22 protein-coding genes are annotated in these 26,505 nt (G+C 40.0%); 2 read left to right on the top strand and 20 right to left on the bottom strand.

Going from position 1 to position 26,505, the window contains the following annotated elements; genetic code table 11:
* Positions 1–167: 167 nt before the first annotated feature.
* On the top strand, positions 168–1,238 hold the full coding sequence (gene xerS / locus GMD3S_RS0206030) for a tyrosine recombinase XerS (RefSeq protein WP_000817851.1): 1,071 nt from the start codon (positions 168–170) through the stop codon (positions 1,236–1,238).
* A gap of 75 nt (positions 1,239–1,313) precedes the next feature.
* Here the strand turns inward: xerS and GMD3S_RS0206035 are convergent, their stop codons facing one another.
* From GMD3S_RS0206035 to eno, 18 genes are all read right to left on the bottom strand, one after another.
* A complete protein-coding gene (locus GMD3S_RS0206035; RefSeq protein ID WP_000874003.1) occupies positions 1,314–2,303 on the bottom strand; it encodes a lipoate--protein ligase in 990 nt (329 codons plus the stop codon).
* A gap of 58 nt (positions 2,304–2,361) precedes the next feature.
* Positions 2,362–4,065: a dihydrolipoyl dehydrogenase gene (lpdA, locus tag GMD3S_RS0206040; protein WP_001162892.1), complete on the bottom strand. Its 1,704-nt coding sequence runs from the start codon at positions 4,063–4,065 to the stop codon at positions 2,362–2,364.
* 41 nt (positions 4,066–4,106) lie between these two features.
* The gene (locus GMD3S_RS0206045; RefSeq protein ID WP_000752713.1) at positions 4,107–5,150 is read right to left on the bottom strand and encodes a dihydrolipoamide acetyltransferase; all 1,044 of its coding nucleotides are present in this window, start codon (positions 5,148–5,150) and stop codon (positions 4,107–4,109) included.
* 567 nt (positions 5,151–5,717) lie between these two features.
* Positions 5,718–6,710, bottom strand: a complete 993-nt coding sequence (locus GMD3S_RS0206050) for an alpha-ketoacid dehydrogenase subunit beta (protein WP_000448708.1) — start codon at positions 6,708–6,710, stop codon at positions 5,718–5,720.
* A gap of 16 nt (positions 6,711–6,726) precedes the next feature.
* Positions 6,727–7,695, bottom strand: coding sequence for a thiamine pyrophosphate-dependent dehydrogenase E1 component subunit alpha (locus GMD3S_RS0206055; RefSeq protein ID WP_000105373.1), 969 nt, complete (start codon positions 7,693–7,695; stop codon positions 6,727–6,729).
* A 178-nt stretch (positions 7,696–7,873) separates the two neighbouring features.
* A complete protein-coding gene (locus GMD3S_RS0206060; protein WP_000283627.1) occupies positions 7,874–9,214 on the bottom strand; it encodes an MATE family efflux transporter in 1,341 nt (446 codons plus the stop codon).
* Between the two features lie 41 nt (positions 9,215–9,255).
* On the bottom strand, positions 9,256–10,524 hold the full coding sequence (locus GMD3S_RS0206065; RefSeq protein WP_000924517.1) for a dihydroorotase: 1,269 nt from the start codon (positions 10,522–10,524) through the stop codon (positions 9,256–9,258).
* Between the two features lie 12 nt (positions 10,525–10,536).
* Entirely contained in the window at positions 10,537–11,001 is a 465-nt protein-coding gene (locus tag GMD3S_RS0206070) for an NUDIX hydrolase (RefSeq protein ID WP_001135777.1), read from the bottom strand.
* A gap of 9 nt (positions 11,002–11,010) precedes the next feature.
* The gene (locus GMD3S_RS0206075; RefSeq protein ID WP_001164851.1) at positions 11,011–11,664 is read right to left on the bottom strand and encodes a uracil-DNA glycosylase; all 654 of its coding nucleotides are present in this window, start codon (positions 11,662–11,664) and stop codon (positions 11,011–11,013) included.
* A gap of 119 nt (positions 11,665–11,783) precedes the next feature.
* Positions 11,784–12,077 carry a hypothetical protein gene (locus GMD3S_RS0206080; RefSeq protein ID WP_000404133.1) on the bottom strand — a complete coding sequence of 98 codons (294 nt, stop codon included), beginning with the start codon at positions 12,075–12,077 and terminating at the stop codon, positions 11,784–11,786.
* A gap of 23 nt (positions 12,078–12,100) precedes the next feature.
* A complete protein-coding gene (locus tag GMD3S_RS0206085; RefSeq protein ID WP_001146398.1) occupies positions 12,101–12,793 on the bottom strand; it encodes a YjjG family noncanonical pyrimidine nucleotidase in 693 nt (230 codons plus the stop codon).
* 85 nt (positions 12,794–12,878) lie between these two features.
* Positions 12,879–16,004 carry a type I restriction endonuclease subunit R, EcoR124 family gene (locus tag GMD3S_RS0206090; RefSeq protein WP_000215696.1) on the bottom strand — a complete coding sequence of 1,042 codons (3,126 nt, stop codon included), beginning with the start codon at positions 16,002–16,004 and terminating at the stop codon, positions 12,879–12,881.
* 11 nt (positions 16,005–16,015) lie between these two features.
* Positions 16,016–17,152: a restriction endonuclease subunit S gene (locus GMD3S_RS0206095; protein WP_000134180.1), complete on the bottom strand. Its 1,137-nt coding sequence runs from the start codon at positions 17,150–17,152 to the stop codon at positions 16,016–16,018.
* A 1-nt stretch (position 17,153) separates the two neighbouring features.
* Positions 17,154–19,913 (bottom strand): type I restriction-modification system subunit M, encoded by a 2,760-nt coding sequence (locus tag GMD3S_RS0206100; protein WP_001041616.1) that lies wholly within the window; start codon positions 19,911–19,913, stop codon positions 17,154–17,156.
* A gap of 130 nt (positions 19,914–20,043) precedes the next feature.
* Positions 20,044–20,958, bottom strand: coding sequence for a hypothetical protein (locus GMD3S_RS0206105; protein ID WP_001178524.1), 915 nt, complete (start codon positions 20,956–20,958; stop codon positions 20,044–20,046).
* 183 nt (positions 20,959–21,141) lie between these two features.
* Positions 21,142–21,978, bottom strand: coding sequence for an AraC family transcriptional regulator (locus GMD3S_RS0206110; protein WP_002880726.1), 837 nt, complete (start codon positions 21,976–21,978; stop codon positions 21,142–21,144).
* Between the two features lie 202 nt (positions 21,979–22,180).
* A complete protein-coding gene (locus GMD3S_RS0206115) occupies positions 22,181–22,675 on the bottom strand; it encodes a YkgJ family cysteine cluster protein (protein WP_000031464.1) in 495 nt (164 codons plus the stop codon).
* Between the two features lie 128 nt (positions 22,676–22,803).
* Positions 22,804–24,108: a surface-displayed alpha-enolase gene (gene eno / locus GMD3S_RS0206120; protein WP_000022821.1), complete on the bottom strand. Its 1,305-nt coding sequence runs from the start codon at positions 24,106–24,108 to the stop codon at positions 22,804–22,806.
* 162 nt (positions 24,109–24,270) lie between these two features.
* Between eno and GMD3S_RS0206125 the strand changes: the two genes are divergently transcribed.
* On the top strand, positions 24,271–24,717 hold the full coding sequence (locus GMD3S_RS0206125) for a DUF1694 domain-containing protein (protein ID WP_000131100.1): 447 nt from the start codon (positions 24,271–24,273) through the stop codon (positions 24,715–24,717).
* Here the strand turns inward: GMD3S_RS0206125 and GMD3S_RS0206130 are convergent.
* Positions 24,714–25,829, bottom strand: a complete 1,116-nt coding sequence (locus tag GMD3S_RS0206130; protein ID WP_000706320.1) for a glycerate kinase — start codon at positions 25,827–25,829, stop codon at positions 24,714–24,716. The two genes, GMD3S_RS0206125 and GMD3S_RS0206130, sit on opposite strands and share 4 nt — an antisense overlap.
* A gap of 8 nt (positions 25,830–25,837) precedes the next feature.
* The gene (gene serB, locus GMD3S_RS0206135; protein ID WP_000084494.1) at positions 25,838–26,482 is read right to left on the bottom strand and encodes a phosphoserine phosphatase SerB; all 645 of its coding nucleotides are present in this window, start codon (positions 26,480–26,482) and stop codon (positions 25,838–25,840) included.
* Between the last annotated feature and the right edge of the window lie 23 nt (positions 26,483–26,505).

Below are 26,505 nucleotides of genomic sequence, written 5' to 3' on the forward strand. Positions count from 1 at the left end.
ATATGTTACTCAAGTATGATGAAATTTAATAAAATGGTTCAGAGTGAATGGGATAAAGTTAGATATTTTAAAAGTTTCTTATATCATCTTTCCGAAAAACTATAATTTTCTTGAAAAATATATAAGTCTATGCTATACTACTAGTAGACTAATTTAGGGAGAAAATCATGAAACGTGAGATTTTACTAGAACGAATCGACAAACTAAAACAAATCATGCCCTGGTATGTTCTGGAATACTACCAATCTAAGCTTGCTGTGCCCTACAGTTTTACAACCTTGTACGAATACCTCAAGGAATACGATCGATTTTTCAGCTGGGTTTTGGAGTTTGGTATTTCAGATGCTGATAAAATGTCTGACATTCCTTTATCAGTCCTGGAAAATATGTCTAAAAAAGACATGGAATCCTTTATCCTATACCTACGAGAACGACCTTTGCTGAATGCCAATACAACCAAACAAGGCGTTTCACAGACAACCATCAATCGAACTTTATCAGCACTTTCCAGTCTTTACAAATATCTAACCGAGGAAGTTGAAAATGATCAAGGAGAACCCTATTTCTATCGCAATGTAATGAAGAAAGTTTCAACCAAGAAAAAGAAAGAAACACTTGCTGCTAGAGCTGAAAACATCAAGCAAAAACTTTTTTTAGGTGATGAAACTGAAGGTTTTCTAACTTATATCGACCAAGAGTATCCACAACAGCTCTCAAATCGTGCTCTGTCGTCATTCAATAAAAATAAGGAACGTGATTTAGCAATTATTGCCCTTCTCTTGGCATCTGGTGTTCGCTTATCTGAAGCTGTTAATCTGGATCTAAGAGACCTCAATCTCAAAATGATGGTTATTGATGTCACTCGAAAAGGTGGCAAACGCGACTCGGTCAATGTCGCGGCCTTTGCAAAACCTTATCTAGAGAATTATCTAGCCATTCGGAATCAACGCTATAAGACGGAAAAGACAGATACAGCGCTCTTTCTGACACTCTACCGAGGTGTTCCTAATCGGATTGATGCTTCCAGTGTTGAAAAAATGGTCGCAAAGTACTCTGAGGACTTCAAAGTTCGTGTAACACCCCATAAACTCCGCCATACCCTAGCAACTAGGCTCTATGATGCAACTAAATCGCAAGTTTTGGTCAGTCACCAGCTAGGTCACGCCAGCACACAAGTCACTGACCTCTATACCCATATCGTTAATGATGAACAAAAGAATGCTTTGGATAGTTTATAATTAATACATAATTATAATTATGTATACTATACCACAAAAAAAGAAGTTGCATATTTTAGCAACTTCTTTTTTGATTTATCCTACTACCGCTTCAGCGATTTCTTCACGGCTAATACCAGAAAAGTAGCGTGTAATATCAATAGTTTCTAGAGCTTTAAGGACATCTTCGCGTTCGTATTTTACACCACGAAGGACATCTTCTACAGCTGCAACGTCCTCGATACCAAAGAAGTCCCCATAAATCTTGATATCTTGGATTTTTGATTCAATGACGTTGGCAAAAACTTCGACCTTACCACTGGTGAATTTTGTTCCACGACGGACGTTAAATTCAGGTGATTTACCGTAGTTCCAGTCCCAAGTACCGAACTTGGTATCCTTGATACGATTGATTTCAGCCAATTCTTGCTCAGAAAAAACATATTCAGTCATCTCTGGATACTCTTTTTTCATGTATTCCAATAGCAAATCACGGAATTCTTCAACTGTGATTTTTTCTGGTAATTCATTGACAATATTGGTTACACGGGCACGGACGGATTTCACACCTTTTGATTCAAACTTATCTTTTGAAACCTTGAGGGCATTAGCAAGGACTGACAAATCAACGTCAAAGAGCAAGCAACCGTGGTGCATGATACGGCCATTGATATAGGCTTGGGCATTGCCACAGAATTTTTTGCCATCAATCTCAAGGTCATTACGGCCTGTGAACTCAGCTTTAACGCCTAGTTGAGCCAAGGTATTGATAACTGGAGTTGAGAAGCTCTTGAAGTCAAAGGCCTTGTTTTCATCTTCTTTTGAAATGATGGTGTAGTTGAGGTTGTTTAAATCGTGATAAACAGCTCCACCACCACTGATACGACGGACTACCTCAATACCATTTTCTCGAACATAATCACGGTTAATTTCTTCGATAGTGTTCTGGTGACGACCAACAATGATAGAAGGTTTGTTAATCCAAAGAAGGAAGATTTGATCCTCATCTAGTAAGTGTTTAAAGGCATATTCTTCCAAGGCGATATTAAAAGCAGTGTCGTTTGAATGATTGATAATATATTTCATGATATCCCTTTATACGATAGAGACTGGAAATAATCTTCCAGTCTAGTCTATCTTCGTTTTATTTTTTCTTAGGTGAATGGATGGCCATTCCTAGAACATCCGCAAACGCTTCGTACATCACTTCAGAGTATGTTGGGTGTCCGTGGATAGTCTTCAGCATTTCTTCGACAGTAATTTCCATTTCGATGATACTTGACGCTTCGTTGATCAATTCTGCAGCTGCAGGACCGATGATATGGACACCAAGGATTTCACCGTATTTCTTATCTGCAATGACTTTAACGAAACCTTGAGCCGCATCAGAAGCAATGGCACGTCCGTTAGCAGCAAAGTTGAATTTACCGATAGCGACATCGTATTTCTCACGAGCTTGTTCTTCAGTTAGACCTACTGCTGCTACTTCAGGAAGAGTGTAGATGGCTGCAGGAGTCAAGTTAAGTTTGGCAACAGCATGATTTCCTTTAAGGGCATTTTCAGCGGCAACTTCACCCATACGGAAGGCTGCGTGAGCCAACATCTTCGTACCATTGATGTCACCTGGTGCGTAAATTCCTGAAACAGAAGTTTCCATGTATTCGTTGACCTTGATACGACCACGATCCAATTCAAACTCAACATCGCCAATTCCTTCAAGGTCTGGCACACGACCGATTGAAAGGAGCGCTTTGCTTGCAATGATATCGTCTTTTCCTTCAACTTTAATACGAAGTTGACCATTTTCCTCGATGATTTCTTGCAGTTTAGTACCTGTCAAGATGGTCATTCCTTTACGTTCAAGGATCAAGCGAAGGTTCTTAGAAACTTCAGCATCCATAGCTGGAACGATACGGTCCATCATTTCGATAACAGTTACTTTTGAACCAAATGTCATGAAGGCCTGACCCAGTTCGATACCGACAACTCCACCACCGATGATAACAAGGCTTTCTGGAACTTCGTTCATTTCAAGAATGTCATCACTTGTCATTACGAGTGATGATTCCATACCAGGAACGTTTATCTTGCTGACTTTTGAACCACCGGCAAGGATAATTTTCTTAGTTTCAAGCAATTCCGAACCATTTACCAAGACATTCTTGTCTTTAGTGATGGTACCAATTCCCTTATGAACAGTAACTCCGTAGCTACGAAGAAGACCTGCAACTCCACCAACCAAAGTATTGACAACCTTAGACTTGGTTTCAAGAAGTTTATCCATATCTACAGTGAAGTTTGGATTTTCGATGACGATACCACGGTTTGCTGCATGACCGATGTTTTCGATGATTTCAGCGTTGTGAAGGTAGGTCTTAGTTGGGATACATCCACGGTTCAAGCAGGTTCCACCGAGTTCAGATTTCTCAACAAGGGCAACCTTACCACCAAGTTGAGCAGCTTTAATGGCCGCTACATATCCAGCAGGACCTCCACCAATCACAACGATATCAAAGGCATCATCGCTCTTGCCGTCGTCGTTTGAAGCACTAGCTGCAGGCGCCGGGCTAGCTTCTGGCGTAGCTGCTCCAGCTGTTGGGATGTTTTCCCCTTCTTCACCAAGGTAACCGATAACTTCAGTTACTGGAACAGTTTCACCATCTCCTTTAAGGATGGCAATCAAGTATCCATCTTCTTCTGCTTCCAATTCCATGCTGACTTTGTCAGTCATGATTTCCAAAAGGATTTCTCCTTCTTTTACAAATTCACCGACTTTTTTATTCCATTGGACAATTTGTCCTTCTGTCATATCTACGCCGGCTTTTGGCATAATTACTTCTAAGGCCATGTCTTACTTCCTTCTAAATCTCTAAAATAACAATAGCTGACTTAAACCAACATTGAGATCGGATTCTCAATCAAGGCTTTCAAGTCTTTCATAAACTTAGCACCAGCCATACCATCTACAACACGGTGGTCAATAGTTAAACCAAGGCTCATGATAGGGCGAATGACAATCTCACCATTGACAACTACAGGTTTCTCGATTGTCGAACTTACACCCAGAATAGCTGAGTTGGGTTGGTTAATAATCGGACCAAAGGACTGAACACCAAACATTCCCAAGTTACTAATTGTGAAGGTTGAGTTTTGTAACTCACTTGGAGCCAATTTGCCATCCAAGGTACGACCAATCACGTCTTTAAATGCAACGACCAACTCTGACAAGCTCATCTTCTCAGCATTGTAAACAACTGGTGTCATTAGACCGTTATCCATACCAACCGCCATCGCAAGGTTGACATAGTTATGAGTGATAATGGTCTTGCCATCTTCTGTCAATGAAGCGTTGATGTATGGGTGTTTCATCAATGTTTTCACAACAGCGAGTGAAAGAAGGTCTGTTACAGTAGTCTTCTTACCAGTCGCTTCCATAATCGGATCAAGAACCTTCTTACGAAGGGCCAGCATTTCAGTCATATCAACTTCATAGTTGAGTGTGAAAGTTGGCGCAGTTAGGTAAGATTCAACCATACGTTGCGCGATAACCTTACGCATTGGTGTCATTGGAATACGCTCAATTTCACCATAAGGAGTGATATTATCTGGTACTTCTTCCACTTTTTCAATCTGAGCAGGAGACTTGATAGTATCGTTTTCGATATTTTCAGGAAGCAAGGCCAAAACGTCCTTCTTCATGATCTTGCCACGATGACCTGTTCCTTGGATTTCCTGCCAAGCAATGTTATGTTCGAGGGCAATTCGTTTTGCAAGTGGCGAAATGCGAACCACATTTGTGTCTTTATAAGTTTCCACGTCTTCTTTGTGGACACGACCGTTTGCACCTGAGCCAGAAACGTCGTAGAGGTTGATACCTAAATCATCCGCTAACTTTCTAGCCGCAGGAGTCGCTCTTAGCTTGTCATCAGCCATGACCTCTCCAATTCTAATTATGATACTAAGGGCGTAAAAAGCGACTGAAAAATAGGAAATCTACGCAGGCTTCGATGAAGCCAAGAAGATTTATCTTTTTTCCGAGCTTTTAGCCCGTGTTCGAATATAAGATATTAAGGACGAAGAGGGCAATGAAAAAATAGGAGATTGACGATGTGTTCGATGAACACAAGAAAATCTATCTTTTTTTCACAGACCTCCGTCCGAATTCAACTCTACAAGTAACTTGGACACGAAACGCGTCTCAAGTTACTACGGTTGCCGCTATTAGGCGGTCAACCTTGTAGACTTACTAATTCATTCGTCTAATATTATCGATTCGACTCATTCATGTCGCAACTCTTCAAATCACTTGGATATGAAACGAGTCTCAAGTTACTACGGTTGCCGCTATCAGGCGGTCAACCTAGTAGACTTACTAAGTCGTTCGTCGAATATTATCGATCCGACTCCCTTCTGTCGCAACTTTCAAACAACTTAGGTACAATACGTATCTCAAGTTGCTAAAGTTAAAAACTATTTTTACATAATTTATTTTATGTAATTTTATTCTTTGTTATAAGTTTTACGTATGGCATCTTTGATGCTTTCAACTGTTGGAATCATTGCATTTTCTAGATTTTGTGCGTAAGGCATTGGCACATCTTCTCCGGCGCAACGGCGTATTGGTGCGTCTAGATAATCAAATGCTTCTGATTCTGAAATAATAGCTGAAATCTCTCCGATATAGCCACTTGTTTTGTGAGCATCGTTGACAAGCACCACCTTACCAGTCTTCTTCACTGAGTTAATGATGATATCCTTATCAAGCGGAACAAGGGTACGTGGGTCCACAATTTCAACTGAAATTCCCTCTTCTGCTAATTCTTCAGCAGCTTGAACTACACGGCGAAGCATTTTGCCATAAGTAACGACTGTTACATCTGTACCTTCGCGTTTGATTTCCCCAACCCCAAGTGGGAGTGTATAGTCTGGATCAACTGGCACTTCCCCTTTTTGGTTAAATTCTGACTTGTACTCAAGAATGATAACAGGGTTATTATCACGGATAGCTGACTTGAGAAGTCCTTTCATATCCGCAGGTGTTCCAGGAGCTACAACCTTAAGTCCAGGAATGTGAGTAAACCAAGACTCTAGAGATTGCGAGTGCTGAGCCGCAGAACCAACTCCGTTACCAGCTGCACAGCGGACAGTCATTGGAACCTGACCTTTCCCACCAAACATGTAACGTGTTTTAGCAGCTTGGTTGACGATATTGTCCATGGCAATGACCGAGAAGTCCATGAAGGTCATATCAACGATTGGGCGAAGTCCTGTCATGGCTGCTCCTGCTGCTGCACCTGAGATAGCAGCTTCAGAAATCGGACAGTCACGAACACGTTCTGGACCAAATTCTTCGAGCATTCCAACAGAAGTTCCGAAGTCTCCTCCAAAGACACCGACGTCTTCTCCCATCAAGAATACATTTTCATCGCGACGCATTTCCTCAGACATAGCAAGGATAATGGTGTCACGGAACGACATTGTTTTTGTTTCCATTTTTATCTCTTTCTCCTTAGTCTGCGTAAATATCTTCAAATGCTGATTCTAGTGGTGGGAATGGGCTTTCTTCAGCAAATTTAACAGAAGCTTCTACTGCTTCCTTGACTTGTGCTTGAATTTCTTCCAATTCTTCTGCACTTGCAATATTGTTTTCAATGAGGTATTTGCGAAGGTTTTCGATTGGGTCTTTTTGTTTCCACAATTCCACTTCTTCACGAGTACGATATTTACCAGGGTCAGATGATGAGTGGCCAAGCCAGCGATAGGTTACACTTTCGATCAAGACTGGGCCATTGCCACCACGAACATGATCTACAGCTTTCTTAAATCCTTCATAGACATCGATGACGTTGTTCCCATCTTCGATAAACATTCCAGGAATTCCATATGCCGCACTACGTTGATGGATATGCTCTACATTGGTCATTTTCTTGATATCCGCAGAGATCCCATAACCGTTGTTAATGCAGTAGAAAACAACTGGCAAGTTCCAAATAGAAGCCATGTTGACTGCTTCGTGGAAGACACCTTCGTTGGTCGCACCATCTCCAAAGAAGCAAACGACGATTTTTCCAGTGTTTTGCATTTGTTGACTGAGGGCTGCACCGACAGCGATTCCCATACCACCACCAACGATACCATTGGCACCGAGGTTCCCAGCATCCAGGTCAGCGATGTGCATAGAACCACCTTTTCCTTTACAGGTTCCAGTGTATTTCCCGAGGATTTCAGCCATCATTCCGTTGAGGTCAATCCCCTTAGCAATAGCTTGCCCGTGTCCACGGTGATTTGAGGTAATCAGATCATCTGGATTAAGAGCCAGCATCGCTCCGACGTTAGCAGCTTCCTCTCCGACAGAAAAGTGAGTCATACCGGGAACTTTCCCCTTTTTCACTAACTGAGCGATTTTTAAGTCCATGCGACGGATTTCTTCCATCTTACGGAACATCTCTAGCAAAAGATTTTTATCTAAAGTTGACATAATCTTGCCTTTCTAACTTTGTACTTACCTTACTATTTTACCTTTTTTAGTATACGCTGTCAAAGTATATGGCTAATAAAAATTCACAATATAAAAAAATAAACCCCTGTTAAAACAGGGATTCTCTCTAGTTAGAGTATTTTTTCACAAAGTGCTTTTTCAGGATATTTTCCAAAAATTAGCTCAATCTTTTCATTACGGTTTTCAGACGCCATTGATACAAACAACCAGAAACAATCAAGCTGGCAATTAACCCAATCCAGTAGGCAAATGCCCCTAAGTCAGTTACTTGATCTAGTAGATATCCTAGTGGTATCGCTACTCCCCAATATCCGATTAAGCCAAGATAGAAAGGAACGATAGTGTCCTTATACCCTCTTAAAATTCCTTGGAGCGGAGCCGCAAAGGTATCAGCTAGCTGGAAAAAGAGACTGTAGGTTAGAAATACAGCAGTTGTTTCAATGAACTGAGAGTCATTCCCATATAGACTTGCTACACGATCTCTAAAAATGTAGAGAAAAGATAGGGTAAGACCTGCAAAAATAAGGGCGGTTACTCTCCCCAGACGAGCATAGATTTTTGCATCCTCAAAACGTTTGGCCCCCACCTCGTAAGACACAACAATCGCCATAGCAGAGGAAATACTCATAGGAAAAGCATACATGAGACTCGAAAAATTCATAGCTGACTGGTGACTGGCAATGATGAGCGATGAAAACTTAGCCATGATTAGTCCAACCACGGAGAAAATGGCTACTTCAGCAAATACGGTTCCCCCGATTGGTAGACCTAATCGAACACCTTCCTTGATTTTATCTATATTTAGTGGAATGCGTTTTTCAAGATGTAACGCTTTTAACCTTTCTTGTTTGAATAAAACAAGAATAGAAATCCCCAATAAAACCCAATAGGCTAGTGAAGTTCCTAGTCCTGCTCCTGCGCCACCAAGCTCAGGGAAACCGAAAGCTCCATATATCAAGAGATAGTTAAAACCACTATTGAGCGGAAGTAATAGGAGCATGAGGTACATAGATAGCTTGGTCAATCCAAGAGAATCCAACAAAGAGCGAATGACACTGAACAGCAACAAGGGAATAATTCCAATAGACAGGTACCAAAGATAGGAAACTGCAACTGCCGCCACTTGAGCTTCTAGTCCGATGTTGGTTAAGACAGGTGGCGCTAAGAATACTACCATTCCAAGCAAGACCAAAGACAGTCCGAAAGCCAAGTAGATAAATTGGTAAAAATCAGATGCTACTTCTTCCTTTTTGCCCCGTCCCAGATGATGGCCTATGATGGGAACCATGGCCGAAACAATCCCTGTTAAAAAAGTAAAGAAAGGATTCCATAGACTCGTTGCGGTTGACACCCCCGCCAAGTCCATGGTATTGTACTGCCCAGTCATGGTTGTATCAACAAAAGAGGCAGAATAATTGGCAAATTGATAGATCAGAATAGGGAAAAATATCTTAAGAAATAAGACAAACTTGTCTTTAAATTGATGGGTTGGATACATATACGCTCTCTATTCTTATAGTTTCTAGAGCAGAATCCCATCTAGTTTTGGTAGACAATTTGTCCCTTGCAGATGGTATATTTAACCTGCCCTTTTAAAGTTTCACCGATAAATGGGGAATTAGCTGCTTTTGACGCAAAATGGGAGTCCACAAGGCGGTCAGCCTTAGCGTCAAAGATAGTGATATCCGCTGGACCATTCTCAGCCAAGTAACCTGCTTCAAAGTTGTAAAGCTTGGCTGGATTGACAGTCATTTTTTCTAGCAATTCCATCAAGCTCAACTCACCAGCTTCCACCAAATAAGTCAAACCAAGAGAAAGAGAGGTTTCCAAACCTGTCATACCAGATGGTGCTTTGGTGATATCTTCAACATTTTTCTCATCTGCATGGTGAGGCGCGTGGTCCGTTGCGATAACTGTGATAACACCTGACTTGAGACCTTCGATAACGGCACGACGGTCTGACTCCAAACGAAGTGGAGGATTCATTTTGGCATTGCTTCCTTGAGTTAAAAGAAGAGCTTCTGTCTTAGAGAAATGCTGTGGCGCTACTTCTGCTGTGACCTGCGCACCTAGTCCTTGAGCAAACTCCACCACCTTGACACTTTCTTCCTTAGACAAATGCTGAATGTGAACATGGGCCTTGGTTGCATAGGCAATCATAACATCGCGCGCAATCATAGCGTACTCAGCCACTCCTGTCGCTCCACAGATATGGAAATGTTCTTTAGCGATGTTTTCGTTAAAGCCAAGAATTCCATTCAAACCTGGATCTTCCTCATGAAGGCAGATAAAGGTATTGAGTTTTTTGGCTTCTTCCATTGCTTCCTTAACCACTTTACTACTTTCAAGCGGAATTCCATCATCTGAAAAACCAACGGCTCCAGCTTCTAAAAGCGCCTTAAAATCAGTCAAGTCTTGGCCATTAAAGTTCTTAGTAATGGTCGCAACTGTCTTGACGTTAATCTTTTCCTTGGCAGCTGACTGGAGAACTTCTTGAAGAGTCTCTACATCCGAAATGGTTGGACTAGTATTAGCCATCATGACAACGGTTGTAAAGCCACCTGCAGCGGCTGCTAGGGCACCAGTATGAATGTCTTCTTTATGAGTTTGACCAGGTTCACGGAAATGAACATGGATATCGACCAATCCAGGAGCAACTACTAGACCAGTAGCATCAAGCACCTCTGCTCCTTCTTCCTTGATTTCAGGTGCAATTTTGACAATTTTCCCATCTTGGACCAAAACATCACACACTTGATCCAAACCAGACTTGGGATCCATTACACGACCATTTTTGATAAGTAGCATCTGCTTTCTCCTTTATTCATAGAAATCAACTTGGGTATCCAATAATTTATCCCCATCATAAACAAACTTGGCTGAAAAGAAGGTTTTATCTTCTAAAAGCCACTCAACAAAAGTGTGATCACCCTCCCAAGTTGGCTTGCTCAAAACTTCATCATAGGGAACCCATTCCAGCGTCCCCTCATTGCAGTCAATCAAGTTACCCTCAAACTCCGTCACCTTAAAAACATAGGTGTACCAGTCTAAATCTGGTGTGAATTCTGGAAAAGTGATAACACCTTTTAGAACCGGCTTGGCTTTGAGCCCTGTTTCTTCGAGGATTTCACGCGCTGCACATTCCTGTGGAGTCTCACCTCGCTCTAGCTTTCCACCCACACCAATCCATTTGCCTTCATGGACATCGTTGGGCTTCTTATTGCGATGGAGCATGAGCAGTTCTTTTCCGTTATCAATGTAGCAAATAGTCGCTAACTGAGGCATATTTTCTCCTTATCTAAGCCAATCGATTGGCTCTTGTCCTGTCTCTTTTAAGAATGCATTGGCCTTGGAAAAAGGCTTGGAACCCCAAAATCCTCTATAAACCGATAACGGACTAGGATGGGCTGATTCGATAATCAAGTGGTGAGGATTGGTAACCAAGACCTTCTTCTTACGTGCATAAGCGCCCCAGAGCACAAAGACTACAGGTCTGTCTAGATTATTGACCACCTGAATCACAGCATCAGTAAAGGGCTCCCATATTAGCCCAGAATGACCATTGGCTTGCCCAGCAGGAACCGTCAAGCAAGCATTGAGAAGCAAGACTCCTTGCTCAGCCCAAGCTGTCAAATCATGGGATTTCTTAGCTCCGATGTCATCCGACAATTCTTTCAAGATATTTTGCAAGGACGGCGGAGCTGGGATAGCATCGGGTACAGAAAAACTCAAACCCTGCGCTTGACCTGGCCCGTGATAGGGGTCTTGCCCTAGAATCACCACCTTAACCTCTTCCAGATGAGTAGTCAAGAGAGCTTGAAAAACTTTTTCCTTAGGTGGATAGACAGTTCCCTGAGCATAGACCTGTTCCATAAATTGATTGATTTTCCCGAAATAACCTTCAGGTAATTGCTCCTTAATCAAAGCATGCCATGATGAGTGTTGCATCGCCAACTCCTTCGTTTTTACTGCCTCTATTATAGCAAAAAGTGGCTATCTAAACCACTTTTTACAGTTCTTATATATACTGTTATTCATCCTAGTATTGGACATTAGTATTCACAGTATCAATCAGCCATTAAAAACTTTTCGATTGTTTCAATAGCATAGGAAAGTTGATTATTTACAGACTTCATCCGTTCAAAATTAGCGTCCATATAGTAGAGTTCAGATAAGCCACCCCTAGGGAGAAAAAGTGAATAGTGGATATTCATCTTCTCTCGAGTACTTAACTCTATATGATTGCTTATGATATACTTTAACTCTTTTAACGAATTTACTTGAGCAACCACACCTTTTAACTGATACTGCTCGATGAGATTTAGTAAGTTATCAATCTCTTCAATGACTTTAATTTCCATATCAACACCTCTTAGGAAAATCACTACAAAGCATCTAAACAATCCAGCAAGTCTTGGTAAGAATGAACTTCATAAGTCGGCTGGGCTTGTGTGTGATTTTCGAGGTGATGAGGGTTGTACCAGATGGTGTCAATGTCAGCATTATTACCACCTTGAATGTCAGCTGTTAAGGAATCTCCAATCATCAGCGTCTTTTCTTTATCAAATCCTGCAATCTGCTGACCGATTTTTTCATAGAATAGTGCATCAGGTTTTTGCGTTTGCAATTGCTCAGAGATAAAGACTTGGTTGAAATAGGGAGCCAGACCAGATTGAGCCAGACGTCCTGTCTGGATGGCAGTAATCCCATTTGTCGCAGCATACAAGTCATAATCACGTTCGATGAGGCTGTCCAAGAGTTCATGAGTACCCGAAAGAGTTTGTCCCTGTTGGGCTAAGTAAAATTGGTAACGCTGGGCAAGTAACCTACCGTCTTTTTTCTGTCCAAAATGGGCAAATAAACGAGAAAAGCGCGTGTTAATCAGTTCTTGTTTACTGATTTTCTTTTGCTCCAAGTCCTTCCAGAGAGCCTTGTTCATAGGAACGTAATAGTCTTTATAGGCTTGAATGTCCGCAACTCCTTCTTCCTTTAGAAGTTGCGTCAAAGCCACATCCTCAGCAGCATCAAAATCAAGCAAGGTGTGATCTAGATCAAAAAGTAGAAATTTGTAGGGCAATTTGAGAGTTTTCCTTTCTGAAATGAATTGATATTCACGATGATAAAATAGTTGAATTAAGAATATCAGGATGAAAGCAAATTATTCAGACTTCAAAACCACCTTCAAGAATAAATCGCTTGAGTAAATCTGATGTTTTTACATTTACCTTAAACGTTGTCAGTGTATTTCCAGCTATATTTTCAAAATACGACTTAGCCTTCTGTTTATCAACAGAATTTTTTAAAAGATCAAAACGACCAAATTCATTTAATGTTATTTCAGTCAACTTCATAGACATCATTTGTCTTAACAGTTCTTCATCAAGACCAAAGGTATCGCTTAAACGTTTAATTCGATCATAATGAATTTGAACCTGATAGTCATTAATGTAGTCACGAAGTGTCAGTGTACTATCTACCTCTATCTCCCCATTTTGAATATCGTGTAAGATTAAATTTGCAATTTTTTGCTCTTCCTGTGTCAGGGTTGCAAAGGTTTTGTGCAGTTCATTCAAAAGACTTTCAGATTCCTCCGTTCCCAAAGCTTTAATATACTTTTGGAAACGAGAATTCATATAGTCAGCATCAATCATTCCAGTATCTATTTCAATTATAGAGGTTGACAAATCAAATGGTACATCACCTGGACCTTTGCCTCCACCCCCATTACTCATCAGTTCCTTATAGCGAATAACTAAAATGTTATACGTCGTCTCATCGCATACTACATCCACTACTGATTTTTTCTTTCCAGCACCTTTTGAAATTTCGTAGTGTAATTTAGACCATTTAAAGCCTTGAATTCGAGCTGCTTCAAGATAATCGTTAAACGAATTAAATAGTTTAGCAAATTTTGCTTTTTCACTTCTCTCAGCAGGAAGTTTCTCAAAATTTTCTACACCAGAACTTTCAAAAATGTCCCGAATTTGATAAAAACGAGTATTTAGCATGACTAAATTCTGATCTAACTTATTGACAAAAAGCTCTACAGGACTGTCGCCTGAATAAAGCTGAACTGCATCTTCAATATTCCGTTCCATAGTGTGAGGTTTACGATAATAGCGGATGGTACCAAATGGTTTGTCCTCTCCAAAAATCCTATTGGTTCGAGAAAAGGCTTGGATAATCAGTTCATCCTTCATCAATTGGTCTACATAAAGAGTATTAACCCATTTAGAATCAAATCCTGTTAACATTTGATTTACAACGATAAGTAAGTCTAATTGCTTTTCTGGCTCTCTTTCAATCCATTTATGCTGGTGTTTGTGCGCCAAACGATTAGAAACATCCTTTTTGAAACGATCATGAGATGCCAAAGTGTAAAGCTGACCATATTGTTTCTCATAATCAGTTAGAATCTCTACAAGAGCATCTTCTTTAAAATCAAAGCCATCATTATTATCAACATTTGGATCAAATAACGCTGTTACTCTTAACTCAGGCTTTATTGCTTTCAGCAACCGATAATAAGAAATAGCTTCTTGGATACTGCTAGTCGCAAAAATAGCATGGAATTTTCCATTACGACTCAAGGTTAACCAGTTATCACAGATGTCCTTCACAACAGCTTTCTGATAGTCAGGTGTTAGATATTGATTTTTTGGTATGTAGTCTTCAATTCCTTTGATGTACTTCCCTTTTCTATTCATAAAGCCTGCCATCTTGACTTTTGAACCATCCATAAAGTGATAGTAGACTTTACTCTTTTCCTGCTTACTAACTGCTTCTTCTACACTAGAAGCTTTCGCCTGATTTAGGGCTACTTTTTCTCTGATTTCACGATCCTTATAGATTAAGACTTTATAAGGATCAAATCCTAAAACATTTTTATCGCGAATTCCATCCGCGATAGTGTAATGATGTAATTCTTGACCAAAAATCGAAGTTGTTGTATTCTTTTTTCGCTCATTTTCCTTTTTAATAGGCGTACCAGTAAAACCGAAGAACAGAGCTTGAGGAAAGGTCTCTTTAATGGTAATCATCATCTCGCCAAAAGTAGAGCGATGAGCCTCATCGATGATAAACACAATCCTATTTTTTCTCATCTCTTCCAGCTCTGCATCGGTCATCCCATCCTCCTCTTTGATATTACTCATCTTTTGAATAGAGGTAACAATCAAAGTATTTTCGGGAGACTTACTTTTCAAGCGAGTCCTAAGCATAGTTGTATTTTTTGTTTCTTGAACTGATTCTCTCTCCTCTGCAAAACCTCGATATTCTTTTATAGACTGAGTTCCTAGTTCAATTCTATCCAATAAAAATATTACTTTATCTGCATCTTTTGAGTTAGCAATTAGCTGGGCAGCTTTAAAACTAGTCATGGTCTTGCCAGATCCTGTTGTATGCCAAATAAAACCACCAAGCTGATTGCGATCAGCCCACTTATTTTTAGCTACCCGGTCAGAAATTGCTGCAACTGCATAGTATTGGTAGCTACGTAAAACTTTTAAAATTCCATCCGACTGGTCAGCTATAGTGTAATAACCGATTAGCTGATGCGCCATCGGGATTGACAAAAGATAAACAGCAATATCTTTCCAGTTGTTGATTAACTCATTATTAAAATCTTCCCAATGGAAATAATAATCTGAATTAAAACGTCCATCCGGTCCTGGATTGGCAAAGTAGACAGTTTCATTCGGCTCCATGGCCACAAAGATTTGAACCAAAGAGAAGAGACCTTTGAAAATGCCCTCTCTGGCATATTTTTCTATTTGTATTGTGGCATGGCTGACTGGAACACCACTGCGTTTTAGCTCCAAGTGAAAGACTGGCATGCCATTGATTAAAAGCATCAAATCGCCTCGTCTATCATGGAGAATAGGAGATTTTGTTGGAAATTGAGGCTGTCTTGCAATCTGATAGCGACTTGAACCTGCAGCAATCTCCTTACGATTATAGATTTTGAGACTAATCTCTTTTCCAAAATGCTCAGGATCTGCTGGATTGTCTCTTTTGACTGAGACTGAACCTCCGTTGATGAAACCGTTCAGCTTTAGTGGTGTTCGGAGATTTTCAATCTGCTCTAAAATCTGAGCCATTTCACCGTCTGTTAAAGGCTGGTCATTGAGACGGTCGCGTTCACGATTATTATCAAAGAGAATCCTGGCCCAATTCTCAATCAGATCCTGCTCAGTGGGGTAGTGGAGGATTTCTTTTTCCCAGCCCTTGGTAAAAAGTACCTCTATCAAGGCCTGTTCAAAATCAGCTTCTTTGCTAAAAACAGTCATCTGTAACTCCTTTACATCATCATTTGTTCAAGTAAAGCTTTTTTCATATTCTGCAGTTTGTCCAGTCTACGCTGTTGAAGGGCAATGAACTTATCTAGGTCTTGGAAGAGGGATGACAGGATGGAAATCTCTCTAAAATCATTAGGGATAACTAAACTAATCTCTGACATTACATTATTCATTAGTTTCGGGTTGCCAACTTTTGAAACATATTTCCAAGCTTCGTTATTTAATATTTCTGCAATCACTTTATTAGCAAAACCTTCATCAGACAATAAGACACCGTTCACATTTGTACTATAAAATTTTCCTTCCCTATAATTTACCGTTCCAGCATTTGCTCCATCAGTTGTCCAAGTTACTGCTGTTTCAAATAAATATTTATCATAATATCCTAACAATCCTTCGTTTTTGGTTTGAGAAGAATATACGGGATATTTATGAGTATCTGTTTTTTCTTCTGATATCTCCGTTGTTGCTAGTACTTGTCCCCTAGTAACTCTAAAAATATCTGAAACTTTCACTTCCTTCCACTCATCTTCAAATCCTGCGAAGCGAAGGACTGGTTTCTTTTGTCCTTTGGCTGGGGAGAGGAGCTTGAGGTAGGTTTTCTTCTGCTCTTTGAGAACCTCTAACTTACGCTGTTGAAGTGTAATGAGCTTGTCCAGATCTTGGAAGAGGCTGCCAATGGCCCTTTGTTCGGGGGGAGAAGGAAAGAAAATTTTATAATTACCTAACTGGGGAACGGTTAACTGGGGAACTCCCGTTGATTCAATTACAATATTTTGGGTATTTATAGCATTCTCTAAAAAAACAACATCATAATCTGATTTTAATGATAGAAGACGCACAACAGGAGTAAAATTTTCGTTACGAGCTTTTGCTACTCCAACATTACCTCTGCCAGTTACTGTAACTGCAGGAGCCTCTATTCTAAAGCTATCATTATAATACCCAATAATTCCGTCATTTGTAAGAGCATTGGCAACGACCGGATATTTCCCATTATTCAATAATTTAGATTTATCAATATCTCCACCAGCAGATATTTCTGAGCACTCCTCCAACTTCCGCTGTTCCCAAGCTTCCGCATTTTGACCTGAAAATTCTTTGAAACGAATAGCTGGTGCTTTTCTTTCTTCCGTCATCTTAATTTCTATTTAGGAGATTTTGAAACTCCCTCAATCCTTTCATATCAAATTCTGGCCCATCCAACTGGTCAATCATATCAGAGAGACTTTGCTCGACAGCTGCTAGTTCTTTGCTGACATCTTCAAAAGTTTCTGAGTATTTATCCGCTACTCCTGTGACATGTTTTATCAGCTGAGTAAATAAGACATCTGGTAATTGATTCAACTCCTCAACGACTGGGACAATCCATTTCTTCTCAAGCAGTTCATTAGCCTCTTCATCTGACAAGCTTTCAATGACTTGCTTCGTTTTCAAATGGAGCTTTTTCTCTGCTTCCTTAACTATAGTAGCTAGTTGCTTTTCTTCTTCTTGAAGTTTAATGACATTCTGTAAAGTAGCCTCAAAGCTTCCTTCCTCAAAAACTGTTTGACATTGCAACCACAGGATATAGCTTCTCACACTAACTACTCCGTAAGTTTTGTCTTTTAATGTCTCCATTGATGACCAGGATACTTCAGGGTGAGCAGCTATAAAATCCATTTTTTCTGCTTTCTTAGCTTTCCTATCTAACAGATCGAGATAAGTTCTTAAAGTCGAAATCTCCAAGCTATCCACTTCGGCATAAATATCCTCCAGCAATAGATTGACTTCCTTAGTGATAAAACCATCTTGCTCGTCAGTTAAAATCTGAAGTTCTTTTTCTTCTTCAGAAAGATTATCAATCAATTGAACATATGTATCCTTAATCTCTTGCAACCTAGCTTTTTGAGCTTTTATCTGCTCCAATTCTTCTGTAAGTTGGACTTCCTGAACCAACTCAAAAGGTAGTATGCGACCTATCCAGCCTTCCTGTTGTTCTTCTGCTTCTTTTCCCTTCTTTTTCTTTATGACAATATTTGGATCCACGCGCTTAACAGTTTGAAAACCTTCGGTCTGTATCATCTCCAAATCCTGAGAAATTTCCTGCCATCCATCGTCTAAAAGTTGATAGGCAGTGTAAGGATCAACTATGGGATAGTCAAATAAATTCTTGAATAGCTGCTGACTAATCACAGACTCGGCCTGGGGTAAAGAAACAGATAAAGCCTGAACTACCAAATAATCATATAGGTATGCAGAAAACGATTCAAAGCTCTGATGATAATCGGATAAGAATTTTTTTATATCCTCATTATTTAAAATCACTTGTTTTAAGTCTGAACTTTTAAACTCGACATAAGGAGATCCATCATCTTCAAAAAGGTCAGAAAATAAACTGGGGAAAGCGCACCAAAAAGGATCTAATTTGGCCAGCTCTGATTTAGGAATTCCTCCATACATAGAAGCATAAATATCCCAAGATTCCTGAGGTTCAGATGAATCAACATAACGTGGGATGTTAAGGTTATAGTCTTGCTGGCGAAGCTCTTCTTTTGATACCAGACGAGAATATCCCTCTATCGTTTCACGATTATTTACGATATCAACAATCTTCTTAATGTCAGAAGCACGAAGTTGGTTGTTTTTCCCAACTTTTACAAAGCCTTTAGAGGCATCTACAATCAAGATATCATCTCTATCTCTATGCTGTTTTAGCACCATAATAATCGTAGGAATCCCTGTACCAAAAAAGATATTTGAAGGCAAACCAATAATTGCATCAATCTTATTTTTTTCGATTAAATTCATACGAATTTTTCTTTCTTCGCCCCCTCGAAAAAGAACGCCATGAGGAAGAACAATAGCCATAATGCCATCCGGCTTTAAATGGTATAAATCATGAAGCAAAAATGCATAATCTGCTTTGGTTCTAGGAGCTAAACCAAAACCAAAGTAGCGGGGATCATCTTCTTTATGTTCAGAATCCCATTTCTGCGAATAAGGTGGATTTGAAACAACAGCATCAACGTAGAGTGGATTATAAGTATTCACAGGATCGTTTTCATTAAAATAAGGCCAGTCATCCTCCAAGGTATCCCCGTTTCGAGTGATAATATTGGATGGCAAAATTCCTCGCATAATCAAATTCATACGTGTCAAATTGTAGGTGTTGCTCTTTAATTCTTGGGCATAATATTGGATTTTATTTTCCCCTTGGATAAATTTTGAAGCAGATTGCCCGATGTTGATGAGCAAAGAGCCCGATCCACTAGTCGGATCATAAATTTTAATCTCATCTTTATCATGGAGATGATGGGCCACAATTTCAGAGATTAGTACAGAGACTTCGTGAGGGGTATAAAACTCCCCTGCCTTTTTACCAGCATTTGCTGCAAACATGCTAATCAGATATTCGTAAATGAAGCCCAAAACATCGTAGTCTCTTCTCCCTTCCATAGGAATTGACTTAATTAATGTAAGAAGTCTGCTAATAGCTTTTGTCTGAGAAGCAGATGATTCTCCAAGCTTACTTAGGCCAGTTTGGAGAGTATCAAAGACGCCATCAAAAACATGTTTATGTCCTTTACCAATTAATCGATTAAATGCTGACAAGGCATCTCGAACATTCGATACATCGAAATCAACCCCTTTTTTAATCCAAGTAGAAAAGAGATTATCATAACTGATAAAATAACCAATTTTTTCTTGTATATATTTTACAGTTTCTTCATCAGACTCTGATAAATCAGATAGATCGTCACCGTATCCTTCTTGAGAAAGGAATTGTTCTTCTTTATCTGATAAAAACTTGTAAAACATAAATCCTAGAATATAATCTTTATATTCGTTGGCTTCTATTTTAGAACGCATTTCATTGGCTGATTCCCAAATTTTTGCAGCTAATTGTTGCTTATTCATATTTGTATCCTATTAATCTAAAATATATTTACTTTCTATTATACCACAAGTAGCAAAAAGCAGTTCTTCATTTTACGAAAAACTGCTTTTACTAACTAGTTTTTAATGCATAGAGTCATCTCTTTGTTCTCTACTTTACATATAAATCTTTAAAGAGACCGTCCACTTCTGCTATTTGATAGAGCAAGTTGGATAGTTCTTGGTAATCTTCTTTTAAACATGAAAGGTGGGCTTGACCAAATAAAGAAGCCAACTCCTCTTTTAATCTTGCCCCTTCTGGATCATGATCTTTTAAAAATTTACTGAGATAGAGACTTCGAACAGCCGCAAGTTTAAAGCTGAAATATTGATGCAATTGTTTTTGCTCGGTATTTAAGCCGTTTTCAGCAACTGCTTTTGCATAGCATTTCAAAACACCGTTTTGACCATTCAGATATCGGGACTTTATAATCTTTGCTGTTTCCTGATAGATTTCAGTCTGACTAGGAGTCTTGAGCCGCTTAAAATTCCCCCACATGGAGTAGGCTCCGCGCTTATAGTCAATAGCCTCTGCCTTCCATGCTTCTAGTATGTCATTAAAAGCAACCTTCATACAGGCAAAACCAGCTGGATCATGCAAATAGAGGTGCTGATGATCAATGCCATACACGGTTACGAAGTGATCCACACCATAAAGGATTGTGTGATTGGGATTGTAAGTCAGATGGCCCATATCAAGAGGTCCCAGAACGACAGGTCCATTTGACAGAAATGTTTCCAACTTTCTTTTAACCTCTTCCAAATCTACTTCCGCGCCATCTTTTAGATAGAAGTCCTCATAGTCAAACCCAAGTATTTTTAAGGAATGAGAGATGGAAAGATCTGGCATTCCATTATCAAAAAATACTAGAGGGTGCTCCTCATCTTCCTTTACGATACTAGCTCCATTTCCCATCACCATAATTGCCTCTAAAAACTCTGCTTTAAAGTCATAGCCATAGCCATCCAGTGCCATTGCCAATGAATAACTATAGCAAAGTGACACATCTCCAAAATACATCTGCATATTCCTGCCTCCTTATCTTCTATGGGACTATTATACCGAGAAAACTATTCGCATGCCCCATAAAATCCAAACAAAAAATATGGTTTGTTTGTTTACAGACATGAATGTCAACAATTAAAAACTCTGTAAAAGCTATCTTCTACAGAGTTTGATTTGCATCTTTATAAAAAATCAGAAAATGATCTAGTCCCTGATGACTGGTATCCAGAGTTCCATTTGGTAGTCTGAGGACGACATATCTCCTTTGAAATAAACTTCAAAGTCTGGGGCTCCTGAGTGGCGATAGCCAGTTTCTGGAAAAAAGACCTCTAAGACATATTTCCAAGCATTGTGAATGCTAGCAGGTATAGGGCCTTTGACTGGTACGATAGCATATTCAGCGGCTGGGATATCTTTGATGGACAGACCTAGTTCTTCTGCTTTAGTTTTATCCGTCACATCATAAGCAGCCATATAGTTGATGATTTCGCCTTCTTTGACATCCGAGCAGACGCCAAAAGATTGGCCACTGCCTAGACTCTCTAGGCTTTCAAAGCTGTGATGGGCATAGAGATGCTCCCAAGCAGACGGGCATTTGCTATTGTCAATAGCTTCCAATAGGACGCCTGCCACGGTAAAAGCAGGTTTCTTTTGAATCTTGATATCCATGTTCTTTCCTCCTGTGATTTTTAAGGATAATTGAAGTCTAGGAAAGATCCGATAAGGTTTTCCTTTTCGAACTTCTGAGGGAGTTGCACCATGGAATTTCTTGAAGGCTGTGCTGAAGGCGTCAGCAGACTCATAGCCGTATTTCATTGCTATGTTAATGACTTTCTCAGTGCTTTCCCGCAAGTCCATCACAGCCTCTGACAACCTGCGATTGCGCAAGTATTCTGCTAATGTCATATCTGCCAGGATAGAAAATAGCCTGCTAAAGAGAGAGTAAGAATAGCCCGATAGCTGCTGAAATCTTTTCATATCCACTTCTCCAGTCAGTTGCTGCTCCAAATAATCCATGGTTTGATTGAATTGATGCATCATATTCTTCTTTTCTTACCTCCATAAGATACAAAGGTCATTAAAAGCAAAGTGAAAATGGGAAAATTATCGCTGGTTCTTCTGATTCTAGGTAATTTTTTCTTTTTCGCATAGCTTTTAGTCCGTGTTCAATTCTATCTATATTCTAACAAATACAGGATACTTCCACCCTAGAATCTTTGTACAAGATTTAAAGGTGTAAATTCTATAACTTATCTTTTAATTTCTCAACAAAGAGATAGGCTGCAGGGCAGGTCAAGGTATTCTTAATCGTCAAATGATTAATTTGATGGATCTTTTTCCGATCTGTATGGGGGAATTCACGACAGGCCTTGGGACGAACATCATAGATGCAGCAGAGATTGTCTCCTCCTAGAAAGGGGCAAGGCATGGATTTGAAAACTTTATCCCCATCTTCATCCACCTGAAGGAATTCCGCTTCAAAAGCCGGTAATTTCATCTTAAAGTACTTAGCGATACGGGTGATATCTGCTTCTTTAAAGTCGGGCCCCAAAGTCTTGCAACAGTTGGCACAGGCAGTGCAATCAATCTCAGCAAAGACTTCTTGGTGAATCTGCTGCGCAATCTTATCTAAGTTTTTAGGAGGTTTTTTCTTTAGATTAGCTAACACTTTGCGGTGGTCCTTCTGCTTTTGCAAGGCTAGCTGATGGTAATACTCAATATCAATCTCTTTAGACATAATTTCTTCCTAATACAAGTGTTTTTGTCTATTATACCATAAACTCTGCCCCTTTCTTATCCCCTTGAACAGAAAAAAGCCCTTCGGAAAAAATCCGAGGGGCTTCAAACCTTGTTCACTGAACTAGATTATTTTTTAAGGTTGTAGAATGATTTCAATCCACGGTATTCAGCTACTTCACCAAGTTGGTCTTCGATGCGAAGCAATTGGTTGTATTTAGCGATACGGTCTGTACGTGAAAGTGAACCAGTCTTGATTTGTCCTGCGTTTGTTGCAACTGCGATGTCAGCAATTGTTGAATCTTCAGTTTCACCTGAACGGTGTGATACAACTGCAGTGTAACCAGCTTCTTTCGCCATTTCGATAGCATCGAATGTTTCAGTAAGTGTACCGATTTGGTTAACTTTAATAAGGATTGAGTTAGCAGCACCTTCTGCAATACCTTTTTCAAGGTAAGAAGTGTTTGTTACGAAGAAGTCGTCACCAACCAATTGAACTTTACCACCAAGACGTTCAGTAAGAGCTTTCCAACCGTCCCAGTCGTTTTCGTCCATACCATCTTCGATAGTGATGATTGGGTATTTGTTTACCAATTCTTCAAGGTAGTCGATTTGTTCTGCAGCAGTACGTACAGCAGCTCCTTCACCTTCGAATTTAGTGTAGTCGTAAACTTTACGTTCTTTATCGTAGAATTCTGATGAAGCACAGTCAAATCCGATAAATACGTCTTTACCAGGAACATATCCAGCAGCTTCGATCGCAGCAAGGATAGTTTCAACACCGTCTTCAGTTCCTTCGAAACGAGGAGCGAATCCACCTTCGTCACCTACGGCTGTTTCAAGACCACGAGATTTAAGGATTTTCTTAAGAGCGTGGAAGATTTCAGCACCCCAACGAAGAGCTTCTTTGAATGATGGTGCACCAGCAGGTACGATCATGAATTCTTGGAAAGCGATTGGAGCGTCAGAGTGAGAACCACCGTTGATGATGTTCATCATTGGAGTTGGAAGAACTTTAGTGTTGAATCCACCAAGGTAGCTGTAAAGTGGGATTTCAAGGTAGTCAGCAGCAGCACGAGCTACAGCGATAGACACACCAAGAATTGCGTTTGCACCCAATTTACCTTTGTTAGGAGTACCGTCAAGTGCGATCATAGCACGGTCGATAGCTTGTTGGTCACGTACATCGTAGCCGATGATTGCTTCAGCGATGATGTTGTTTACGTTGTCAACAGCTTTTTGTGTACCAAGACCACCGTAACGAGATTTGTCACCGTCGCGAAGTTCAACTGCTTCGTGTTCACCAGTAGAAGCTCCTGATGGAACCATACCACGTCCGAAAGCACCTGATTCAGTATAAACTTCTACTTCAAGTGTTGGGTTACCGCGTGAGTCTAGGACTTCGCGAGCGTAAACATCAGTAATAATTGACATTTTTTACTCTCCTTTGAGTTAAATTTTTTACACCTCTATGATACCTTAAAAATAAGCGTTTTTCAAGAAAAAACGTTATCTTTGTGCAAATTTTCCTTAACTTTATAAAGTAATCGCTTTCTTTTGTCTGTTTTCTTGCGATTTTTGTGATATACTGTTTTTATGACAGATTTATCAAAACAACTACTAGAAAAAGCTCATGGTGGGCCCAAATTAAACCCTGACGAACAACGCCGCTATCTCGGGACTTTCGAGGAAAGAGTTCTTGGCTACGCGGATATCAGTACTGCCAATAGTTCTGAATTAGAACATGGATTTTTCTCTATTTTAGAAAGCTTTCAAGAAAAGGTAGAGATACTTTTTGTGAAAATCTCACCAAGTATCGAGTTTGACAAACAGGTCTTTTACTTAAAACAAGCAAAGGAAAGCAACTGTCAGGCGACTATTATTTCAGACGATCATATCACCTCTCCTTTCGGTCTTGTCATTCATACAAATGAACCTGTTCAAGTAGACGAAAAGGACCTTAGACTTGCATTTTCAAGTCTTTGGGAGGAGAAAAAGGCAGAGGCTCCTAAAAAATCCGTATGGAAAAAATGGTTTGGCTAATGATTTCTCATGTTTAATAAACGGCCAATATTAGTAGCTGTGTGCTCCAAATAGAGACTTGCATTTTTCAAACTATCTTCCAAAGGTTCACTTTTCTCTAAAATAGAAAAGGCTGCTTGTATATTTTCGAATGGTAGGGAAGGTAAATCCTCGGAAAGACTACCACAAATAGCGATAACTGGAACTCCTTCAGGAGTTCTTTTTGCTACACCGATAGGAGCTTTTCCAACAAAGCTTTGACTGTCCAGTCTACCTTCTCCAACGATAACCAAGTCGGCCCCTGCAACCTTCTTGTCAAAGCCAATCAAATCCAAGCAAGTGTCAATCCCAGATACGATAGTGGCCTCAGCAAAGGCACAGAGCCCAGCCGCAATCCCACCGCCGGCTCCTGCTCCTTTAAGAGAGAGGGTTGATGGTGAAAATTTTCCATAGAACCGCTGTATAGCCAAATCTACTGTCTCAAACAAAGCAGGTTCCAAGCCCTTTTGTTTTCCAAATGTATAGGTTGCCCCTTGATGACCACATAGAGGGCTCACGACATCTGCTAAAATTCGGATTTTCACATCTTCAGGAAACCTAGACAACTTGCTATTTGAAACTGCCTCGAACTCAAGCAAAGTCTGACCGCAAGCTGGCAATTCCTTTCCATTCTTATCATAAAAACGATAACCTAAAGCAGCTGCAATGCCAATTCCACCATCATTACTTGCCGTACCACCTACACCGATATAGATTTCTTTCATTCCAAGATCAATGAGATGGCGAATCAACTCTCCGATACCTTTGGTTTGGATGTGAAGGGGATTTCGTTTCTCCCGCGGAATCTTTCCTAAACCAACCAAGTCAGCAACTTCAAAGAGCGCTATTTGGCCTTTATAAAAGCAGCGCATGGCTTCTTTTTGGCCAAAAGGTCCTGTCACTTCTTGCCATTTTTCTTCGAGTTCAAGAGAATGTCGAATAGCATCTACAGTTCCTTCCCCACCATCACCTACAGGGCAAAGCAGACATTCTACATCTGCTATCGATTTTTGGAATCCTCTTTTTATAGCTTGAGCGACCTCTTCTGCCATCAAACTTTCTTTAAAAGAATCGGGTGCAATTACAATTTTCATAGTTCCTCTCATTCTAAGAAATCAATCAAAGGTAGAACTTCCAAAAAATCCCTCGTATCTACATGACAAGCTATCTCTGTTTTTACGACCTCTTTGGCACAAAATGCAATACCACGTCCTGCTGACTTTAACATCAAGAGGTCATTGGCACCATCACCGATGGCAATCGTTCTTTCTTTGGGAAGTTTCAGTTCTTTTTTCCATTTCTCAAGAGTATCTTGTTTTACTTGACCTGTCACAATTTCACCAACTAGTCGACCTGTTAAAAAACCGTCTTTGACTTCCAACTGGTTGGCGGAGAAATAGGAGATACCAAGGGATTTTGCTAATCTCTCAACTATTGGTGCAAATCCACCAGACACTAGACCGACTAAAATACCCTTCTTTTGAAGTATGGAGATAAATTCTTGGGCATTCTTGGACAGATGAATGGATTTGATGACAGTATCAAAGACCGAAACCGGAAGGCTTTTTAACAAAGCTACCCTCGCTCGTAAACTTGTTTCAAAGTCCAGTTCACCTCGCATTGCCTGGCTTGTAATCTGCGATATTTCTTCTTCGCAACCTGCTTCTTTTCCTAAAAGATCAATCACTTCTTCTGCTATCAGGGTGCCGTCAACGTCCATGACACACAAGCCTTTTACTTGAGACATAAACTTTCCTTTCTAAACAGCCC

The organism is Streptococcus sp. GMD3S, from assembly GCF_000298695.2.
GTDB lineage: Bacteria > Bacillota > Bacilli > Lactobacillales > Streptococcaceae > Streptococcus.

What these genes read in the sequence shown, in the direction of transcription:
- GMD3S_RS0206080 (WP_000404133.1), bottom strand. Translation starts at nt 12,077, where the DNA reads ATGGAAATTAAAGTCATTGAAGAGATTGATAACTTACTAAATCTCATC.
- GMD3S_RS0206095 (WP_000134180.1), bottom strand. Translation starts at nt 17,152, where the DNA reads ATGACGGAAGAAAGAAAAGCACCAGCTATTCGTTTCAAAGAATTTTCA.
- GMD3S_RS0206065 (WP_000924517.1), bottom strand. Translation starts at nt 10,524, where the DNA reads ATGCTACTTATCAAAAATGGTCGTGTAATGGATCCCAAGTCTGGTTTG.
- GMD3S_RS0206130 (WP_000706320.1), bottom strand. Translation starts at nt 25,829, where the DNA reads ATGAAAATTGTAATTGCACCCGATTCTTTTAAAGAAAGTTTGATGGCA.
- GMD3S_RS0206100 (WP_001041616.1), bottom strand. Translation starts at nt 19,913, where the DNA reads ATGAATAAGCAACAATTAGCTGCAAAAATTTGGGAATCAGCCAATGAA.
- GMD3S_RS0206105 (WP_001178524.1), bottom strand. Translation starts at nt 20,958, where the DNA reads ATGCAGATGTATTTTGGAGATGTGTCACTTTGCTATAGTTATTCATTG.
- GMD3S_RS0206075 (WP_001164851.1), bottom strand. Translation starts at nt 11,664, where the DNA reads ATGCAACACTCATCATGGCATGCTTTGATTAAGGAGCAATTACCTGAA.
- GMD3S_RS0206110 (WP_002880726.1), bottom strand. Translation starts at nt 21,978, where the DNA reads ATGATGCATCAATTCAATCAAACCATGGATTATTTGGAGCAGCAACTG.
- GMD3S_RS0206050 (WP_000448708.1), bottom strand. Translation starts at nt 6,710, where the DNA reads ATGGAAACAAAAACAATGTCGTTCCGTGACACCATTATCCTTGCTATG.
- GMD3S_RS0206035 (WP_000874003.1), bottom strand. Translation starts at nt 2,303, where the DNA reads ATGAAATATATTATCAATCATTCAAACGACACTGCTTTTAATATCGCC.
- serB (WP_000084494.1), bottom strand. Translation starts at nt 26,482, where the DNA reads ATGTCTCAAGTAAAAGGCTTGTGTGTCATGGACGTTGACGGCACCCTG.
- lpdA (WP_001162892.1), bottom strand. Translation starts at nt 4,065, where the DNA reads ATGGCCTTAGAAGTAATTATGCCAAAAGCCGGCGTAGATATGACAGAA.
- GMD3S_RS0206125 (WP_000131100.1), top strand. Translation starts at nt 24,271, where the DNA reads ATGACAGATTTATCAAAACAACTACTAGAAAAAGCTCATGGTGGGCCC.
- GMD3S_RS0206115 (WP_000031464.1), bottom strand. Translation starts at nt 22,675, where the DNA reads ATGTCTAAAGAGATTGATATTGAGTATTACCATCAGCTAGCCTTGCAA.
- GMD3S_RS0206070 (WP_001135777.1), bottom strand. Translation starts at nt 11,001, where the DNA reads ATGCCTCAGTTAGCGACTATTTGCTACATTGATAACGGAAAAGAACTG.
- xerS (WP_000817851.1), top strand. Translation starts at nt 168, where the DNA reads ATGAAACGTGAGATTTTACTAGAACGAATCGACAAACTAAAACAAATC.
- GMD3S_RS0206060 (WP_000283627.1), bottom strand. Translation starts at nt 9,214, where the DNA reads ATGTATCCAACCCATCAATTTAAAGACAAGTTTGTCTTATTTCTTAAG.
- GMD3S_RS0206055 (WP_000105373.1), bottom strand. Translation starts at nt 7,695, where the DNA reads ATGTCAACTTTAGATAAAAATCTTTTGCTAGAGATGTTCCGTAAGATG.
- eno (WP_000022821.1), bottom strand. Translation starts at nt 24,108, where the DNA reads ATGTCAATTATTACTGATGTTTACGCTCGCGAAGTCCTAGACTCACGC.
- GMD3S_RS0206090 (WP_000215696.1), bottom strand. Translation starts at nt 16,004, where the DNA reads ATGACTGTTTTTAGCAAAGAAGCTGATTTTGAACAGGCCTTGATAGAG.
- GMD3S_RS0206045 (WP_000752713.1), bottom strand. Translation starts at nt 5,150, where the DNA reads ATGGCTGATGACAAGCTAAGAGCGACTCCTGCGGCTAGAAAGTTAGCG.